The sequence below is a fragment of the Aureispira sp. CCB-QB1 genome (assembly GCF_000724545.1).
Taxonomy (GTDB): Bacteria; Bacteroidota; Bacteroidia; order Chitinophagales; family Saprospiraceae; genus Aureispira.
Genome location: NZ_JHBV01000014.1, coordinates 1 through 19826, shown reverse-complemented (window position 1 = coordinate 19826; position 19826 = coordinate 1). Strand labels below are relative to the sequence as shown.

The following is a 19826-nucleotide window of genomic DNA, read 5'->3' as shown; positions in this document are numbered from 1 at the left end:
AGAATCAAAAAAATTAAAAACTCACAGTATATTATGGAACAAGTCGCACCTTATCAAGCCAAACATAAAATTCGTATGGTGACTGCTGCTGCATTATTTGACGGACATGATGCTGCCATCAATATTATGCGTAGAATCATGCAACGCTCTGGAGCAGAAATCATTCATTTGGGACACAATCGTTCGGTACAAGAGATTGTAGATACTGCTATTCAGGAAGATGTGCAAGGAATTGCTATCACTTCTTACCAAGGAGGTCACAACGAATACTTCAAGTATATGTATGACCTATTAAAGGAACAAGGTGCTGGACACATCAAGATCTTTGGAGGTGGAGGTGGAACTATCCTCCCAACCGAAATCGAAGAGCTTCACGATTATGGTATTGCCCGCATCTACTCTCCTGACGACGGACGTGCAATGGGGCTACAGGGCATGATTAATGACTTGTTGGAAAAATGTGATTTCCCTACTGGTCAAAATATCAATGGAGAACTCAACGATTTTAAACAAAAAAATAAATATTCTATTGCTCGCCTTATTTCTGCGGCAGAAAATACGGGCGACCATGCTGATGCTTGGCTAGAGGATATTCGCCAACAAGCGCCGACTAAAAAAGTACCTGTCTTAGGGATTACGGGTACAGGAGGTGCTGGAAAGTCTAGCTTGGTAGATGAATTGGTTCGTCGCTTCTTAACCGATTTTGACGACAAAACAATTGCCGTTGTTTCTGTAGATCCTTCTAAAAGAAAAACAGGCGGTGCCTTACTCGGTGATCGTATTCGCATGAATGCCATTAAAAACAATCGCGTCTACATGCGTTCGTTAGCTACTCGCCAATCCAACCTTTCTATTTCTAAATATATTGCTGATGCCGTTGACATCTTAAAAGCAGCAGAATATGATTTAATTATTTTAGAAACCTCTGGTATTGGTCAATCGGATACCGCTATTACGGATTTTTCCGATATGTCTCTCTATGTGATGACACCAGAATATGGTGCCGCATCTCAGTTAGAGAAAATTGACATGCTTGATTTTGCTGATGTTATTGCTTTGAACAAATTTGACAAACGTGGTGCTCTAGATGCTTTGCGTGATGTAAAAAAACAGTACAAACGCAACCACAACCTTTGGGAAGCCAAAGATGAGGAATTGCCTGTTTTTGGAACCATTGCATCTCAATTTAACGATCCTGGTATGAATCAATTGTATCGTGCCATTATTGACACCATTGTAGAACGTACCGATGCAGATCTAAAGTCTAGCTTTGAAATCACAAAGGGAATGAGTGAAAAAATATACATCATCCCGCCTAAGCGTACTCGCTATTTGTCTGAAATATCGGAAAGCATTCGAAATTATAACGAAAAAGCAGAACAACAATCTGAAGTTGCGGGCAAACTTTATGGCATCAAAAAAACATTAGAGGTATTAGAAAATCAAGGAGAAGCAGATAAAAGTGTTTTAGAAGCCGTTCAAAAAGCATACGATGAGGTTGAACTAAATCTAGATGGTCAAAATAAAAAAATCCTAAACAACTGGGATGACAAAGTAAAAGCTTACGCTAACGATGAGTTTGTTTATTTGGTAAGAAACAAAGAAATTCGTGTTCCAACATTTACAACCTCTCTTTCTCATACTCGTATTCCTCGTGTTGCTACTCCTAAATACAAAAGTTGGGGAGAAATTTTAAAATGGGTCTTACAAGAAAATGTACCTGGTGAGTTTCCTTATACAGCTGGTGTATTTCCTTTCAAACGCAAAGGGGAAGATCCTACTCGTATGTTTGCAGGGGAAGGAAATCCAGAACGTACCAATAGACGTTTTCACTACGTTTCTTTAGATATGCCCGCACATCGTTTATCAACAGCATTTGATTCGGTGACTTTGTATGGTGATGACCCTGATTATCGTCCAGATATTTATGGAAAAGTAGGAAATTCTGGGGTTAATATTTGTTGCTTGGATGATGCTAAAAAATTATACTCAGGATTTGATTTGTGCGCTCCAACTACTTCTGTTTCTATGACAATTAACGGTCCTGCAGCTGCCATGTGTGCCTTTTTTATGAATGCTGCTATCGACCAACAATGCGAGTTGTACATCAAGGAAAATAACTTAGAAGCCTTAGTTGAGGCTAGAAAAAAAGAAAAATACGACGACAAAGGTTTACAACGTCCTGTGTATTTGGGAGAATTGCCTGAAGGAAACAATGGATTAGGATTAATGCTGTTGGGAGTTACTGGAGATGAAATCTTGGAGCCAAGTGTTTATGCAGAATTAAAACAAAAAGCACTTTCCTCTGTAAGGGGTACGGTTCAAGCTGATATTCTAAAGGAAGATCAAGCTCAAAATACGTGTATTTTTTCTACGGAGTTTTCACTGCGTTTGATGGGAGATGTTCAGGAATATTTCATCAATAAAAATGTGCGCAACTTCTACTCTGTTTCTATTTCTGGGTATCATATTGCCGAAGCTGGGGCAAATCCAATCTCACAACTTGCCTTTACCTTAGCCAATGGATTTACCTTTGTAGAGTACTACTTGTCTAGAGGAATGGACATCAATAAATTTGCACCGAACTTATCGTTCTTCTTCTCTAATGGTGTTGACCCTGAATATGCTGTCATTGGTCGTGTCGCTAGACGGATTTGGGCAAAAGCGATGCGTGAGAAATATGGTGCTAACGCTCGTTCTCAAAAACTAAAATACCACATTCAAACATCAGGACGTTCTTTGCATGCTCAAGAAATTTCGTTCAACGATATTCGTACGACGCTGCAAGCCTTATATGCTATTTACGACAACTGTAATTCTCTGCATACCAATGCTTATGACGAAGCCATTACCACACCAACAGAAGAATCTGTTCGCCGCGCAATGGCCATTCAGTTGATTATTAATCACGAATTTGGTTTGGCTAAGAATGAAAATCCAATGCAAGGTTCTTTTATTACAGAAGAATTAACGGATTTGGTAGAAGAAGCCATTATGATGGAATTTGATAGAATTACAGAACGTGGTGGTGTTTTAGGGGCTATGGAAACGATGTATCAACGTGGAAAAATTCAAGAGGAAAGCTTGTATTATGAAACGCTCAAGCATACTGGTGAATTCCCTATTATTGGTGTGAATACGTTCTTATCTAAAGAAGGATCACCAACAATTATCCCTGACGAGGTTATCCGTGCTACCCAAGAGGAAAAAGAAGCACAGATCCAAACACTGTCAAGCTTAAAAGGTGCCAATGAAGCTAAAAGCCCCAAAGCACTTTCGAGGTTGCAAAAAGCAGCCATTAATAATGAGAATTTATTCGAAGAATTGATGGAAGCGGCTAAATGCTGTTCTTTAGGACAAATTACAACTGCTTTATATGAAGTAGGTGGGCAATATCGACGTAATATGTAGTCGCCTCATTTTCTTAAACAATAACAACTAAAAGGCTCAAATCTTCTTTAAGATTTGGGTCTTTTTTTATTATAAAATAGCCCCCACCAAAAAACTCAACCATTTGATTAATAATTATTTACAAGCACAACCCTTTGTAAATGAGGTCATCATAATGTAACAAAAGTTAAGGCTTGATTTTATAAAAAAAAAAAATGTACCTTTGCTGCGCATAAAGCAAAAACCCTTATTATTTTTTATTTGTTCATGCATTCTCACAATCCCAAAAAATGAGAATTTAAAAACGAAATCATGAAAATACGTTCAAAAGCAAGCATGCTGCTAACGACTCTAAGCATGTTCTCTACTACCCTATTGTTGGGTCAAACAACCATTCCTAATGGAGACTTTGAGAATTGGCAAAATGTGGGTAATTCCGATGAGGAGCCAACCAATTGGAACGGTAATAAAACTGGTGGTGGTTTTGCAAATCTAGGACCTCAAACTTGTTTTAGAGAAGATAACAATCCACATTCTGGTACCTATTGTCTAAAGTTGGACAATGGAAGCTTCTTTGGCACACCAGTTAATGCAACAGCTACAACAGGAAGAATTGAAGCTCCTTCTACCAACCCTTCGGCAGGTTATATCAATACCCTAACAACCAATCCTGATTTTAACTCTCCATTTGTAGGTCGTCCAGATAGTTTGGTCGGTTGGTTTAAGTTTAACCAAGGCGGAACAGACATTGGTCGTATTCAAGCTATTTTGCACGATAGTTTTGATGTTTCTAATCCTGACCAAGGTGGCTCTGCTGCTCATATCATATCTGAAGCGATCTTTGATGTTCCTAATGGTACCACTAGTACTTGGACTCGTTTTGCAGTTCCTTTTAACTATACCAATGGTAATATACCTTCTTATATTTTGTTGATTGCTACCGCTAGTTCTAGCCCAGGTAGTGCCAACTCTAGTACAACACTTTGGGTTGATGATCTTAGTGTAGTCTATTGTACTCCTCCAACAGCTACGTTAAATGAAGTGGCTTGTGGTAGCTATACCGCTCCTAGTGGTGCTGTATGGACAATGAGTGGAACGTACCAAGATACGGTCGCTTTTGGTGGCAATTGTGATAGTATTTATACCATTAACTTAACCATCAATAGTGTTGACACTTCGGTTACAACAAACGGCACAACGCTTACTGCCAACGCAATCGGTGCTGCATACCAATGGGTTGATTGTAACAATGCTAATGCCCCTATTGCTGGAGCAACAGACAGTGTCTTTATGCCAACAGCCAATGGTGACTATGCGGTTGAAGTAACTGCAAATGGTTGTACCATGTTGTCATCTTGCTATAGCTTCGTATTATCAAATGTAAATCAGCTTAGCGATGCTGCCTCAATAAACGTTTATCCAAACCCAACTAAAGGGCAGTTTACGATCGACCTAGGAACTAATCATAATGCAGCTATTTTGATTACAGATATTAATGGAAAAACGGTTTATCAACAAACTATATCTTCTACAAAGGTAGTAACATTAGATTTAGATCAACCAGCAGGGGTTTACTTCCTTACGGTTGCTTCTGATGATCGATACTCTGTTGTTAAGCTAATCAAGCACTAAACAAAAAACTATAAAAACTTACGCTTGACGCCTCTTCATGATTTTAATGGGGAGGCGTTTTTCTTATTGAATTATACTTATTAGTAGTTAGCTGCACTGCTATTGTATGGTTTCAACGAACTATTGACTTATAGTTTTTAACTATTATTTTTAGTGATATGATCGTTACTCTAAACGAAAAATCTTATTTTAAGTGCCTCTTATAAATTGTACCATTTCATTATGAATAAGTTTGATCGGGTCATTTCTACGTTAATTTTGTTACAAACCAAAAAGATTCTAAAAGCTTCTAGTATTTCAGAGCGTTTTGGAATTAGTATGAGAACCGTTTATAGAGATATTAGTACACTCAAAAATGCGGGAATTCCAATCATAGGAGATCCGGGGGTAGGATATTCTATTATGGATGGGTATCGACTCCCTCCAATTATGTTTAATGAAGAAGAAGCCCTAGCACTGCTTACAGCCGAAAAGTTTATCGGAGATATTACCGACGAAACTACACAATCATCTTATTCAGGAGCCATGATGAAAATCAAGGCTATTTTGAGAAGTACCGATAAGCAATCGTTGGAAGTATTAGAGGATTCTATTGCCTTTTCTCATTTCAAGTGGTGGGAAAACAAATCTTATCTTCAAGATTTATTCAAGAGTATTGCTGCTAAAAAAATTATTAAAATTGAATACCAAAAGGCAGACAAAAGTATTTCAAACCGCTTATTAGAACCCATTGGTTGTTATTATCAATACAGCAACTGGTATTTGGTCGCTTATTGTCAAAATAGGCAGGCTTATCGAACGTTTAAGATAAATCGAATCTTACAATTGCGTGCACTAGACCAACAGTTTGATGCCGAGCACATTAGTCTGCAAATGTATATAGATCAACAAACTAAAGCATGGAAGGAACAACAACAATTTCAAAAAGTAGAAGTAGCCTTTAATCGATCCGTATTGCAACATGCAGAAAACCGAAAGTATTACTTTGGTTTTGTAGAACAAGTCGAAGAAAAGGAAGTTGTTCGAATGAAATTTTTAAATTCTTCGATGGAAATTGTTGCTCGTTGGTTGTTACAATTTGGTAATCAAGCTACTGTTTTGGCACCTCAAGCATTACAGTCTAGAATCAAAGAATTGGCAACAGAACTTTATGAGCATTATCAATAATTATTGTTTTAATTCTTCTTTCTAAAAAAAATAAACATTTTTTAGCTTTCTTAGTTCCTACTGACATACTGTTGTCATAACCATATTTTATATTTGTCATAACAATTATTCAAAGGGGAATTACCCAATTATTAACGTTTAAAATTAAAGCACAATGACAACACAAGAAGTAGCCAATCGCCTAATAGAACTATGCCGTGAAGGTAAATACGAGCAAGCAGTTAAGGAACTTTATTCTCCTGATATTGTGAGTGTAGAGCCAGAAGGTATGCCAGATCATATTGTTCAAGGGTTGGATGCTATCGCCAAAAAAGGAGAACGTTTTCAAGATATGCTAGAAAAAATAAACTCTAGCACAATAACAGATCCTATTGTTGCCGAAAACTTCTTCTCTTGTGGTATGTATATGAATGTCGTTATGAAAGGAATGACACAGGCTATTGACATGGATGAAATCTGTGTTTATACAGTGAATAACGGCAAAATTGTAAAAGAAGAGTTCTTCTACACACCTGATCCACAAGAAGTCCAATAGATGTCACTTTAATTTAACGTATACTTAGCAGAACTCGAAAAACAGCTTGTTTTTCGAGTTTTTTTATTTTCTTACCTTTTGTTGGCAATACTTTCTTATCCAATAATGATATATGAGCAGACCTATTCCCCCTCCCAAAACATTAAATAGTAAATCCAACAATTCTTTGTCTCGACCAGGAATATAAGCGAATTGAAGTTCTTCTATTCCCGCTCCAAACGAAATAACAAGCAATAGAGCACCAATATTTGATACAAAGACGCTCGCTACACGGTAATATTGGAATGTCCACAAACATAAGATAGCCAATATTCCATACGCCAAAAAATGACTGAGTTTATCCCTTCTAAAGATACTTTCTTTTAGCTGTTGCCAAGTGTTTTTATGAAAATAAGCTTCTCCCCTTTCTCCAGGTTCTTTGGGCATGTAATCGCCCATTGGAAAACTCAGAACAACTTCTTTGTCGCAGATTAAGATACCTCCATCCTCATAAGGCGTATCAAAAGGCTTGTTATTACTATGATTAAAAAAAGCTGTATCGCTTTTGTATTGCCGCCTAGTTCCATCCTCTAAACGATAAACTGCTGGATCATTAACCATTTTAAAATTATCTCCCTCTTTAGGAATTTGCCCAGAACTAATTTCACCTGTTTGATAATGTCGTGATAGCCTAGGCCACAAAGATCCTATTATGATGAGCAGCATATAAAGTAATAAAAATGGCAGGCTGTATTTTTGTAACAATTCTAAGTCTATTTTCATAACGATACCTTTCATAGTTCAAACGGTGTTAAATAATGATATACATAAGCCTACAAATTCATTCTCATGCTTCAAAGTTAAAACAATATGTTAACAACCTCTCTCTCAACGGAAAAAGTTAAAAATATAGTTTTAAAATTCATAAAGTATCCGTAACTTGAATTAAACAACATTCCTCATTCCTTAAATAAAAAACTCTAAAACAAGCACTTACTCAACAACCAATTAAAATATCTGTCCTTTTATTCCTTCACTTTCCAAAACAATAGGACTATGTTATTACTTCAATATTCCCATTTTTTTCTAAGCTTACTATCTATTTTTTTATGTTCAGTACTTGCTACGGCACAAACCGTTAACAATGGTTCTCTGAATGGCAGCCCAATAGGTAACAATCAAATTACCAATGCGACAGGTTGGACTCGATGCAGTGGCTCGCCAGATTTGTGCAATACGACTTTTCCTTCTTATTTAACAACCTCTCAAGTTACTCCCGACAACTCTCCAGATGGTGGCAATTGGCTTGGTTTAGCCTCTATTAATGCAGGCGAGTGTGCGCAAACAACCATTACTGGCTTAACAGTTGGCAACTCTTATATTTTATACTTTTGTGGAGCTAGTTTTGGAACAGGTTCCAGTCTTTTTAATCAAAGTCCTGTCTTACCAACAGTAAGAGTCGGTACTACTTCGCAAACGTATAGCATTCCTATGGCAGCTAGTACTTGGGTGCCTTTACAACTGCCGTTCGTAGCAACAGCAAGTACAATGACATTACAATGCGAACATGCAGGATCTTCTCCTGCCAACGCTTACTATGCTTCTTTTGATGGTTTTAATCTATCTGCTCCCTGTTCGACCATATTACTTCCTATAGAATTGCTAACATTCAATGCTTTTGCTGACAAAAAGAAATATGCTGCTAATATTGATTGGCAAACGGCTCGCGAACAAGACAGTGAATCCTTTACCCTACAACGCAGTCTGAATGGAATTGACTTTGAAGACATTGCTACTATTCCTGCTGCTAATTATGCTGAGGACATTACTAATTATACTTTTGTTGACAAAAAGTTACCTATCAAAAATGGTAAAAAAGGAGGTTTATTTTATTATCGATTACAACAATTAGATTTGTATAACAATATTTTATATTCTGACGTAAGAGCTGTTAATTTCCCTGTTGAAGAACTCTTAGGATTTAATATTTACCCCAATCCAACAAAGAATTACTTGAATCTTGATTTTTTATCTCCAAACTCAGAAAATTCTTATACCTTAAGCATTTTTAATACGCTTGGTCAAATTGTACAACAACAAACGATTGATCCCCATGAAGGACTATATCAATTACAAATAGACGTTCAAGCACTTCACCAAGGAGCCTATGTCATTCAACTAAGCAATACTTATCAATCCTATCGTCGTTCGTTCATCAAACAGTAAAATGATTTTTTATGCCGTTTAAATTGCTCTTTTTTTGTACTCTTTTTGCAGTAGTATCTTGCACTCAACAAGCAAAATTAAGTGTTAGCGATATAAAAGAAGTAGCTGTAAAGCATTTTAGAGAAAAGGGCTTTCATGCGATTAAAGATACCAGTCATGTTCATGTCAAGAAAATCCAAACAGGGTTGGACGATGAATGGTTTGTTGCTTTTAATGCAGTTATGTCTAAACCTGTTTTATTTTTATACCACATCAGCGATCCCAATGAGTTGCCGCATTATATCCCTTTGAATAATAAATCAGAGGGTATTATAGAACATGTTGATTTTGAGAATGTCACTAATGATGAAGATTATGAACTCGTTATTGAACTACATTTTGACTATGGTTTAGCGTATCAAGCTAGAGAAATTGTGATTCTAAGACACCCTTTTGGCAATCCTGCTTACGAAATTTTTTCCTTTCCCTTTGAACAGGTTTGGGAAAGCATCGATTCGTTTGATAATCGCTATGGTTTGCCAGAACACAGCAAACGCATTGAAAATCATTCTTTTTATGAATTTTTTGAAGGGTACATCCTAATTAGAGGCACTATTAATTATAGAGAAAACCACTTATTAGAATACAAATGGAACAAGGAACATGAAGAATTTTTACTGATTCTAGACGAAGAGTTACACGAAGCCGAAGAAGAAGAAAACAAAGGAGGAATCATTCACAAAATCAAAGGAAATAAGACCTTGGTTGAAGTTAATGCTCATGAAGAAGGCTGTTTGGCTTACCTATTAGAAGATGCACAAGGGCATGTCTTAGATATTCCCTCAAAAATTCATGATGAATTATTGTGTTCTCAAGTAACTTCTTTATCCCCTAATGGTCGCTATTTGATTTATACTGATTTAGAACAAAATGCCATCTGTTTGTACGATATAGAACTTCAAAAAAACAAACCTATTCTAAACGATTTTGATAGTTATGAAGGGGTCTCTGAAATTGCTTGGCCTCCTAAAAATTCAAGTAAATTTGGTTTCATTTCTATCAATCAAGAGGAATTTTTAGAAAACACTAGAATTCATATTTTCACCTTACGTGATAATGAGCAATTTTATGAACAAACCTACCATAAAAAAGTATATTATATTTGTGATATAACAGGGTTTTGTGTTCCTCAAAAGGATTATAATTACCAATTTAAAACCCCCAACCTTTTTGTATATACCCCTGACTCTACGGGAATCTTTACAGGGCTAAAAATACCCTAAGAAAATTTCTAATTGCCAAATCACAGATAATTCTTAAGAAAAAAGGGATAAACTACATTCAAGTAATTTATCCCTTCTCTACAGCCTAAAGCTTGCTAAAAAGCAATTCGTATTTTATGAATTAATCCCAATCTCCTATAATTTGAACAACCTCCTCTACATACGGATCTTTCTTTAAAGACTTGTGCCAGTTCTTGATACTTTCTGCACGAATGGTGTCCGCTTCAAGAACAGCTGCATCCGCTGCAAGTACATCTATTTTTAAAGCAGGAATATCTTTATCAATCCCCTTGTATTGCTCCGAAACTTTGTTGTACTTTTCTTGCTGGGCACGATATGCATCCAAATTTAGTGATATTTCAGTATCCTCTTGCAAACTCTTGAACCACTTCGCTCGTTCATCAATCATTTTAAATGTTTCGCTTGCAGCGACACGTTTTTCACTTTTCTTTTTGATCTTATCTAATTTTTTAATGCTTGATTTCTTATAGTAAATTGGATCAATCTCAGTCCAAGCCATTGGAAAATCTTCGTCTTTTTCACCAATACTTCTATAAGAATACACCCCAGGAAGAATAATGTCTGGAATAACACCTTTTAGTTGAGTAGAGCCACCATTGATACGGAAGAATTTTTGAATGGTAATTTTCATAGAACCTAACTCCCCTAAATCTTTATAACGTTGTGGTACAACAGCATCCAATTCAAAGAAACGTTGAACAGTACCTTTTCCAAAAGTGGATGGAGATGTTCCTACAATAATTGCTCGACCATAATCTTGCAAAGCAGCAGCCATAATCTCAGAAGCCGATGCAGAGAAAGAATTAACCATAATTACCAAAGGGCCATCGTACAACACACTAGGGTCTCTATCCTCTAACGGGTGTGGACGACTATCTCTTCCTTTTACTTGCACAATTGGTCCTGTTTCAATAAACAAACCACTCATATCTACCACATCACGCAAAGAGCCTCCACCATTAAAACGCAAGTCAATTACAATTCCATCAATACCTTCCGCAATTAGCTTTTGAACTTCTCGCTTCACATCACGAGAACAACGTCTACCTCTAGGATCTTGAAAATCAGCATAAAAACTTCTTAAATCAATCAATCCAACACGTTTTTTAGTTTTTTTGTGTTCTACCACTGCTGACTTAGCATAACTTTCTTCCATTACCACGATATCACGAACAATAGGCACTACGGCAATCGTACCATCCGTCTTTTTAACTGTCAAACGCACTTCTGTTCCTTTCTCACCACGAATCATTGGCAAAACATCGTCCATTTTCATATCAACGATATTGACAGGCTCCTCCTCTCCTTGTGCTACTTTGATAATCAAATCATTCACTTCCAAGTCACCTTGTCTCCATGAAGCAGATCCAGGAACAATGCGAACAACTTTTGTGTAACCATCCTCTTGGCGCAATTGTGCACCAATTCCCTCTAATTTTCCAGAAATACGAATATTAAAATTTTCTTTTTCTAAAGGAGGAAAATATCCAGTATGTGGCTCCAACACATTAGCAATCGTATTGATATAAGCTGCAATTTTATCATCTCTGTCCTCTTGGCTAATATCCTTCGACCAACGATCAAACTGTTTCATTACTTTTTCTCTAGAAGCAGCCTCTAATTCCTCAATGGTTTTGATTTCAACAGATTTGTCACCATCCTTTTCTGCTTTTTCTTGACGTTTAAGCTTGATCTCCAAATCCAACAAAACTCTATACTTCAACAATTGATGCCACCGCTCATACAATTGCTCCTCTGTTTTTGCATAAGCCATTTTTTCATTTGAAGTTTCAATTTTCTCTTCTTTATCAAAATCAAAAGGCTTCGCTAATATTTTTTTGTAATATTCCTTGACCAATTCTATTCGTTGATCTCTAATCTTATGCAAATCATCAAAGAAGCTAAAATCCTTTTTCATAGCATAATCGTCCAACAAATCACGATGTTTTGCAAAGCCATCAATATCCTCTTGCAAGAAAAAACGCTTGCCATTGTCTACTCGCTTAAGATAAATATCATACGCTCTATGAGACAACGCATCATCTACTTTTGCAGGTTTGTAATGATTGTATTGCAAGCTTTGTAAGACAACATCAATTAATAAGGATTCCTTGTTGGGATAATCAGGATCTGTGTCTGCTGTTGTGAATGCAAAAACGGCAAAACAAGTCACAGCCAAACCGAATAAATATTTTTTATTTAACATCATATTGGGACTTTTAGCGCATTATATTAAGCGTGAAAAGATTATTTGTTTGTTCTAATACAAGATACTTAACCTTATAGAGATTATTATACCACTAAATAATTTTATAAACAATAAACAAACATATTTAACTACTATTTAACAAAATAAGGACTAAAATACATTTATTCTGTCTTTCAATTAACAATATTCTCCTTTTTTTTGTTTTTTGCACGATACTAAAAAGACAGTATCCTTTTGCTTAACAGATTAAAAAAATAATTATGATCATTTATAATGTTACCGTAAAAATCAACCCTGAGGCACACGACGAATGGTTAACATGGATGAAAGAAGTACACATGCCTGACGTGATGCGCACTGGTCGTTTTCAAAGCAATCAAATCGCCAAAGTACTGGGTCAAGACGAATCGGACGGTATCACCTATGCTATTCAGTATACGTGTGAAGACATGAAGACGTTGCACCAATATACAATTACTGAAGCGCCAGCCTTACAAAAAGATCATGCCGAACGTTTTCAAGGTAAATTTGTTGCTTACAGAACGCTCTTAGAAATTGTATAGCATGAGGCGTTTTCTATTTATAATTGGAGGGCTACTCATAGTGCTAGGTTTCGTTCTAATCAACCAAGAAAAAGGTTACTTTAATATTCCTTTTTTCAATGTTCCTTCTGGGTATGTTCGTGCTGATTTTATCAACCAATCCCCAGAAACAATTCAAAGTATTCGGGCTATAGGATTAACAACCGCAGGAATTATTGATCTAAAACCTTACACCCAAGAACATATTCTAGTCAAGCACAATGGCGGAGAAGGTAGTTGCGCTTTTTCAATTTATTTTGAATCAGGAAAAACACTTTCTACACCTGAAGCATATATTGAAAGTGGGTATCATTTAACCTATACAATTTACCAAGATTCTATCCATATAGATTATTAATAATCAGCAAACATAAAACCTCAAAACATCAAAAAACTGATAATTATCTACTAAACACACCTTGGTAAGGAATAAGATGTTTTTTGATGTTTTACCTTCGGAAAAGAAATAGTCTAATACTAATAATTTTTTAGTATCATTTTCTGTCAACAAACTTAATTAGAATAATTAGGATACTTTAACTTTCTAAATTAGGTTGAATTCATATTTAATTACTACTATTGCAGCCACCACTCTTCCATTCTCTTGGAATGTTATGTAGATATTAATGATACTACTTAACTGCACTACGGCATAGTGTTCTTTACTTTATAAAATTACTATGCTATTCACAATTACTATGCAAGGCAAAATCCACAAAGTAATAAGTTAATCCAATATCGTTAATCTCTTAATGATAGCATTCTAATGCCCTTTTAAGGGCTCCATTATTATATTATCCCACTAACTAAAATTTGACAAAATGACAAAAATCATCTTGTATGTAATCATTGCTATGTACCTAGTCGCATGTTCCCCTGCATCAAAAGTAAGCTCAAAAAGCAACGGACTCAACGAACGATTTTATCCAAGCAAATTGGTGCATACCGACCTTCGTGAAGTTAATTTTAAGGATAAATTTATCATAATTGACTTTTGGGCAACTTGGTGTGCTCCTTGCATCAAAGGGTTCTCTCACTTTGAAACACTGGCATCTACCCCTAAATTTAAAGATAATGCCGTTTTTGTATTATTATCGGAAGAAGAAGAGCAAAAAATACTCAAACGCTTAAATGGTAGAACCCTTCAAAATGTGCATTTTGCTATAGATCAATCAGACTCTCTTTTAGGCAAAACTTTTGAAAAATTTGATGTTCAATATCTTCCTTATGCTGTTGTTATCCATCCCAATGGTGAGCTATTATGGAGTGGAGGCACGTACTCTTTGACCGATTCTAAGTTAGAACATTTAATCGCAGGAACCTATCAGGAAGCGCCACCTAAGCCTAAAAAGGCAACCAAGCAAACTATTATTGCCGATACACTTACAGGGGCTCACTACCAAATTACAACCTGCTTAGCCAACAAAGGTTCATCTTCAGGTTTTACTAAAAAAGATCAATCTGGTTACAAACGAACAGCTGTTTCTATCAGAAATTTAGTCAAAGATTTATCCAACCGATCAAATTTTAATCTGGTGAGTGATGCCAACATAGATTCTACTGTTTACTACGTTCATTTCAAATGCGATCCAGATTCGATAGAACAACCCTTCAACTTTTTGTTGCACAAATTGCTTGCACATTACAACATTCAAACAAGCACCTATACTGCTGAAAAAGAAGTGTTTCATGTGACCGTTTTGAATAGCGATTTATTAGCTCGTAAGACTACCTTACAAGTAGAAGATGGGCATGGAGGATTTGATTATACTGACAATGAAATTGTCATTATTAACAAGCCAATTACAACCCTAGTTAGCATACTCAATGAATTAGATTATGGTCCACTAATTTTAAAAGAACCTTTAAATACTGAAACGAGATATGATTTTCAAATCGACCTAAAAGAAGGTATCTCAGGCATTAAAAATCAGTTAGAAAAAAAATATGGTTTAGGGCTAGTCCCCACCACAACTCCAATCGAAGTTATCAAAATTCAACCATAAAAAAAAGGCTGTTTGACAATACATCAAACAGCCTCTATATTTTTTTATTCGTTATCACGTTTCATGTAACTCTCCCATCCAATTTTCTTGTAAATTTCGGATTGTAAAGCAGGATTATCCGATTGATAAATGCCTCTTCCTACAATCATAATATCCACACCACGCTTAGAAAAAGCTTCATCAGGATGATTATACGTTTGTCCTAAACCATCTTTTTTGCGATCGGTATTGATCCCTGGGGTTAACATCATAATCCCTGGATGTTCAGAACGATAATTTTGAGAAACCGTCCCTAATACAATATCACTATGTTGCTCCGCAATTTCGATAGCTTTAGTAGTATATTGCTTGCTTGTTAGGGTATCTTTGGTAGACATTTCTGCAACAACAATCAATGCCGTTGTATCTAATTTACCAGTTGCCTTTAATGCTTCAATACTAGAAGAGCCTGCTACAACATGTACTGTCACAACATCTGCCCAATCAGCTATACACAACGGCGCAGCAGTGAATTGTTGCATTACGATATGTCCTATATCTGCAAATTTTCGATCTTCAAAAATTAAAAAATTATGCTTTTCTGCCAGACTTTTCAACTCCTCTATAAGCTCAGGAGTAAAATCATTTAAATTATCTGTGTGTGTTTTTAACATACAGATATTGGGTCCAACAGCCTTCGCTAATGTTAAAAGTTCTTCTGACGTATTTACATCTGCCGAACAACACAAATTAGTTTTTTTCTTAAGAACAATTTCTGTCAAACGCTTGGCAACAGGATGCTTGGCATCCTTTCCTATTTTCTTATAACTATAAGATTTTTTTTGCTTCCTACGCTCTCTAACCTGTTCAAAGTCAATTCTATTGGTTTCAATAAACACGAGTGTATCAGTGTATTGTTTTTCATTGACTTTTCCACCTTCTTTAAGGATTTCTAAAATTTCTCGAATAGTATATACTGTTCGTACTTCGTAGCCATAGTCTCTCAACATAACAGCTCCACCTTGCATTCGATCAACAATTGATAACACATGCTTAATTTTTAATCCCTCTCCCTCTAAGGCTTCCAATGTCTCTATCATTGAAATTCCACTACTAATTACATCATCAATAACTACGCAAGTATCATTGTCTTCATAAATACCTTCGACCATTTTTTTGGTACCGTGCTTTTTCTGTTCTTTTCGCTTCACAATCATAGATTTGGAATGAAGAACAGCCATCGTCGAGCTAAGAGATAATGCTGCATAAGGAACACCACATAAGTGATCAAATTCCGATTCGGCTACCAAATCCCAAAGCAACTCACTGATGTTCTTTAGGATGTCTGGGTAAGCAACAATTCGACGAAAATCAAGATAAAACGGTGACTGGAGGCCGCTTTTTAGGGTAAACTCTCCGAACTGGAGAACACCTAAATCAAATAGTTTAAGTGCAAGCTCTTTTTTGTTCATTAGTATTGAATTTCGGTTAGGATATGTACCTTTATTGGCGCAAAGGTAATTTAATCTTACTAAAATCAAAAAATAACAATCTCAACTTTTTAAGTATTATGTCAATTAATTTAAATACCACTATTGGTGGAATCGCCTTGAACAGCTGTATTTATAATGCTTCTGGTCCGAAATGTACCACAAAAGAAGAACTTGAAAATATTGGAAAAAGTTTTTCGGCGGCAATCTTAACCAAGAGTTCTACCCTAGAATTAAGAGAGGGCAACCCTAGTCCTAGATATTATGAAAATGACTTAGGAAGTATCAATTCTATGGGATTGCCCAACAAAGGGTATCAATTTTATGCTGACTTGGCAAAAAACATGAGGCAGTACAATAAACCCTATTTTGTCTCGGTTGCTGGACTTTCTTTAGAAAACAATCTAACCATGCTTCAAGATCTTAGTTCAGTTGATGCCATTGATGCCATTGAATTAAATTTATCTTGCCCCAATGTTCCTGGCAAACCCCAAACAGGTTATGATTTTGAACGTACACAACACGTTTTAGACAAAGTTTGTCAGTTCGATCAGCACACACTAGGCATTAAGTTACCTCCTTATTTTGACTTAATTCATTTCCGTCAAATGGCTGAAATTATCAATCAATATCCTATTAAGTTTGTTACTTGCGTCAACAGTATTGGGAATGGTTTGGTTATTGACATTGACCAAGAACAAGTAGTCATCAAACCTAAAGATGGTTTTGGAGGTATTGGCGGAGACTATATCAAGCCGACTGCATTGGCTAATGTTCGCCAGTTTTATTTACTGCTCAGAGATGATATTGATATCATTGGTTCTGGAGGGGCAAAAACTGGAAGTGATGTATTTGAACATATTCTTTGTGGTGCTTCTGCAGTTCAAATCGGAACTCAATATATGAAAGAAGGAACAAGTTGTTTTGAACGAATCGAAAAAGAATTAAAAAATTTGATGCTCCAAAAAAATTATACGTCAATCAAAGATTTTCAAGGAAAATTGCAATCTATCAAATAAACCACTGTTTATCAAACACTTAAAAAAAAGGTTTTAGAGTTGTTCTAAAACCTTTTTTATTTCAAAATAAAGCACTAATAATCAGCCACTTAAAGCCATTTGAATTAAATTCAATTACTAACATCTTATAAAAATGGCGCATATGTTAAAAAAATGTTAAGAAAATAAATAAAATTTGTATAGTCAATTTTGCCGCCATACATTCGTGCCAATTTAATCGCAAACAAACATTTTTAACAGAAAAAAGACGAACTATCATGATCGCAAATCCGCCGCTGGCAATCTTAGAAAAGAAACGAAAGGAATCTTCATTGTATCCAATCATTGAGCCTCATTTATTTTCACAAGTCGTGAATAAAATGAGGCTCTTTTTTTTGGAAAAGGGTTTCCTAGAAGTACACACTCAAAATCGTTTGAGCATTATGGCAGCATGCGAAGACCCAAAAACCATTGCTAGCTACAATTACCATGGCAATGTATGGCCACTTCCTCAAACTGGACAAATGTGGTTGGAGTATGAATTACTAGATAAACCTGATGTACCAGGTTATTTTTGTGTATCTACTTCTTACCGTAATGAACCAGATCCTGTAGATGGACGCCACTGTATTATTTTTCCAATGTTTGAATTTGAATTGAAGGGGGGAATTGATGAAATGATAAAAGTAGAAGGAGAATTATTGGAATACTTAGGTTTTGGAAAAGCAACGGATTTTCCTGGAGGCAAGTACGATGCAGTTGCCAAAGCATACGGAGTAAAAGAACTAGACAGAGAAGAGGAAACTCAAATAGGAAAAGACCACGGTCCTGTTTTCTTCTTGACACACTTTCCAGAGTACACTAGTCCATTTTGGAATATGAAAAGAAATGAAGAAGATTCTAATATTTCAGAAAAAGTAGATGTTCTTTTACATGGCATGGAAACAATTGGCTCAGCAGAAAGAAGCTGTAACCCACAAGAAATGAAGGATACTTTCTACACCATTGAAGAGGGTAAATATGCAGAACGCTTATTTGATCTATTTGGAAAAGAACGCGTTGAAGCAGAATTAGAAGAATTTTTACAACTAAACTTCTTCCCTCGTTCTGGTGGAGGCATTGGAGTAACGAGAATGATTCGTGCAATGCAACTATCTGGTTTGATTGAGGAATAATTCTAAAAAATAGTAAACGCTATTTTCAACTAGGGTAAAATCTAGGTTGGCTATGTATTCTCCATAGTCAACCTATTCCTAGTTTAATTACATTTCTTTTCAAAGATGATTTGCGATTTAAACTATAAAGAGATTATCACAAAATGTGGTAATCTCTTTTTTGTCTTTCCATTGTTGTATTATCTCACAGCAGCGAACTTAATTGCATTTTTAGACCATTCTTTTGTACTCCTAATTGTAGGGATTACATCTTCAGGTTGATCAACAAAAGACCACATTTTCATATGTTCTTGACTCATAAAACGCTCTTCTGCACAGCGTTCTAGCATTTCTTTTAGAGGGTCATAATAACCATTCGTGTTCAAAATAATAATTGGTTTGGTAAACAATCCTAACTTTTTAAGCGTAATTGCTTCTAACAACTCTTCCAAGGTTCCCGTTCCCCCTGCTAATGCAATCACCGCATCTACTCCATCAATTAACTTTGCTTTTCGCTCATGCATCGTTTGAGTGTATACAAAATCTAATACTTTCTTATGTCCCCACTCTACCTCATTCATAAATTGAGGCATAATACCTTGTATCTGACCGCCTTCTGCTAATACAGTATCCGCTAGCTGCCCCATTAAACCAACACCACCTCCTCCATATACAACTTGTACTTCTTCCTTTACTAATGCTTTAGCTAACTTATCAGTTGCCTCAAAAAAAGCGGCATTAATTTTTGTACTTGATGCACAATAAACACATACTTTCATTTAATTCTTATTTTTTAATAATACATTACTTTGCAGAAAAATTGCATCACTTTACTTCCTGAGTGCTGCATGGTTGGTTATCAACAGAGTATAATTCTATTGTTTCTCCTTTTTAATTGATAATAGTTTACACTTATACAATGCCATGTAAAGCATAAAATAATAATGTCCGCTAAAAATTCATTATTTGATTTTGTAACAAACAAAAGACTATTTTGTTACAAATACTAAACAATAAATCTATCTTCGTTTTATCTAATAACAAAAAAGCGGCGATAAAATCCTATAGATCTTATCGCCGCTTTTGGCATATTGTTCCTAACTTTTTAACAGACTTTTTAAGAAAAAAAAAGAAGGCGGTGACCTACTCTCCCACCATAAGGCAGTACCATCGGCGCTGAAGGACTTTACTTCTTTG

General features: G+C 35.8%; 15 protein-coding genes. 11 read left to right on the top strand and 4 right to left on the bottom strand.

Annotation, left to right across the window (positions count from 1 at the left end; all coding sequences use genetic code 11):
• The first annotated feature begins 33 nt into the window (after positions 1-33).
• From CG11_RS05155 to CG11_RS05140, 4 genes are all read left to right on the top strand, one after another.
• Positions 34-3411, top strand: coding sequence for a methylmalonyl-CoA mutase family protein (locus tag CG11_RS05155; protein ID WP_052593826.1), 3378 nt, complete (start codon positions 34-36; stop codon positions 3409-3411).
• A 291-nt stretch (positions 3412-3702) separates the two neighbouring features.
• Positions 3703-5022: a T9SS type A sorting domain-containing protein gene (locus CG11_RS05150; protein WP_081909467.1), complete on the top strand. Its 1320-nt coding sequence runs from the start codon at positions 3703-3705 to the stop codon at positions 5020-5022.
• A gap of 222 nt (positions 5023-5244) precedes the next feature.
• Complete coding sequence (locus CG11_RS05145; RefSeq protein WP_052593822.1) at positions 5245-6189, top strand: YafY family protein; 945 nt, start codon at positions 5245-5247, stop codon at positions 6187-6189.
• Positions 6190-6343: 154 nt separating this feature from the next.
• Entirely contained in the window at positions 6344-6724 is a 381-nt protein-coding gene (locus CG11_RS05140; RefSeq protein ID WP_052593820.1) for a nuclear transport factor 2 family protein, read from the top strand.
• A 63-nt stretch (positions 6725-6787) separates the two neighbouring features.
• Here CG11_RS05140 and CG11_RS05135 read toward each other — a convergent pair whose 3' ends face one another.
• Positions 6788-7486 carry a VanZ family protein gene (locus CG11_RS05135; protein ID WP_197043781.1) on the bottom strand — a complete coding sequence of 233 codons (699 nt, stop codon included), beginning with the start codon at positions 7484-7486 and terminating at the stop codon, positions 6788-6790.
• 273 nt (positions 7487-7759) lie between these two features.
• On the opposite strand from CG11_RS05135, the gene CG11_RS05130 reads away from it, so the two are divergent.
• Together CG11_RS05130 and CG11_RS05125 are read left to right on the top strand one after the other, a co-directional pair.
• A complete protein-coding gene (locus CG11_RS05130; protein WP_052593817.1) occupies positions 7760-8929 on the top strand; it encodes a T9SS type A sorting domain-containing protein in 1170 nt (389 codons plus the stop codon).
• A gap of 11 nt (positions 8930-8940) precedes the next feature.
• Positions 8941-10191, top strand: coding sequence for a hypothetical protein (locus CG11_RS05125; RefSeq protein ID WP_052593815.1), 1251 nt, complete (start codon positions 8941-8943; stop codon positions 10189-10191).
• A gap of 121 nt (positions 10192-10312) precedes the next feature.
• Here the strand turns inward: CG11_RS05125 and CG11_RS05120 are convergent, their stop codons facing one another.
• Complete coding sequence (locus CG11_RS05120; RefSeq protein ID WP_063833015.1) at positions 10313-12421, bottom strand: carboxy terminal-processing peptidase; 2109 nt, start codon at positions 12419-12421, stop codon at positions 10313-10315.
• A gap of 260 nt (positions 12422-12681) precedes the next feature.
• Between CG11_RS05120 and CG11_RS05115 the strand changes: the two genes are divergently transcribed.
• The 3 genes from CG11_RS05115 (at position 12682) to CG11_RS05105 (ending at position 15008) form a co-directional block, all read left to right on the top strand.
• The gene (locus tag CG11_RS05115; RefSeq protein ID WP_052593811.1) at positions 12682-12984 is read left to right on the top strand and encodes a DUF4286 family protein; all 303 of its coding nucleotides are present in this window, start codon (positions 12682-12684) and stop codon (positions 12982-12984) included.
• Position 12985: 1 nt separating this feature from the next.
• Positions 12986-13360, top strand: a complete 375-nt coding sequence (locus tag CG11_RS05110) for a hypothetical protein (protein WP_052593810.1) — start codon at positions 12986-12988, stop codon at positions 13358-13360.
• A gap of 463 nt (positions 13361-13823) precedes the next feature.
• The gene (locus CG11_RS05105; RefSeq protein ID WP_052593808.1) at positions 13824-15008 is read left to right on the top strand and encodes a TlpA disulfide reductase family protein; all 1185 of its coding nucleotides are present in this window, start codon (positions 13824-13826) and stop codon (positions 15006-15008) included.
• Positions 15009-15052: 44 nt separating this feature from the next.
• Here the strand turns inward: CG11_RS05105 and pyrF are convergent, their stop codons facing one another.
• The gene (gene pyrF / locus CG11_RS05100) at positions 15053-16459 is read right to left on the bottom strand and encodes an orotidine-5'-phosphate decarboxylase (RefSeq protein ID WP_052593805.1); all 1407 of its coding nucleotides are present in this window, start codon (positions 16457-16459) and stop codon (positions 15053-15055) included.
• A 98-nt stretch (positions 16460-16557) separates the two neighbouring features.
• On the opposite strand from pyrF, the gene CG11_RS05095 reads away from it, so the two are divergent.
• Together CG11_RS05095 and CG11_RS05090 are read left to right on the top strand one after the other, a co-directional pair.
• A complete protein-coding gene (locus tag CG11_RS05095) occupies positions 16558-17496 on the top strand; it encodes a dihydroorotate oxidase (RefSeq protein WP_052593803.1) in 939 nt (312 codons plus the stop codon).
• 257 nt (positions 17497-17753) lie between these two features.
• Positions 17754-18650, top strand: a complete 897-nt coding sequence (locus CG11_RS05090; protein WP_076784499.1) for an amino acid--tRNA ligase-related protein — start codon at positions 17754-17756, stop codon at positions 18648-18650.
• 179 nt (positions 18651-18829) lie between these two features.
• On the opposite strand, the gene CG11_RS05085 is transcribed toward CG11_RS05090, so the two are convergent.
• The gene (locus tag CG11_RS05085; RefSeq protein ID WP_052593801.1) at positions 18830-19408 is read right to left on the bottom strand and encodes a TIGR00730 family Rossman fold protein; all 579 of its coding nucleotides are present in this window, start codon (positions 19406-19408) and stop codon (positions 18830-18832) included.
• Between the last annotated feature and the right edge of the window lie 418 nt (positions 19409-19826).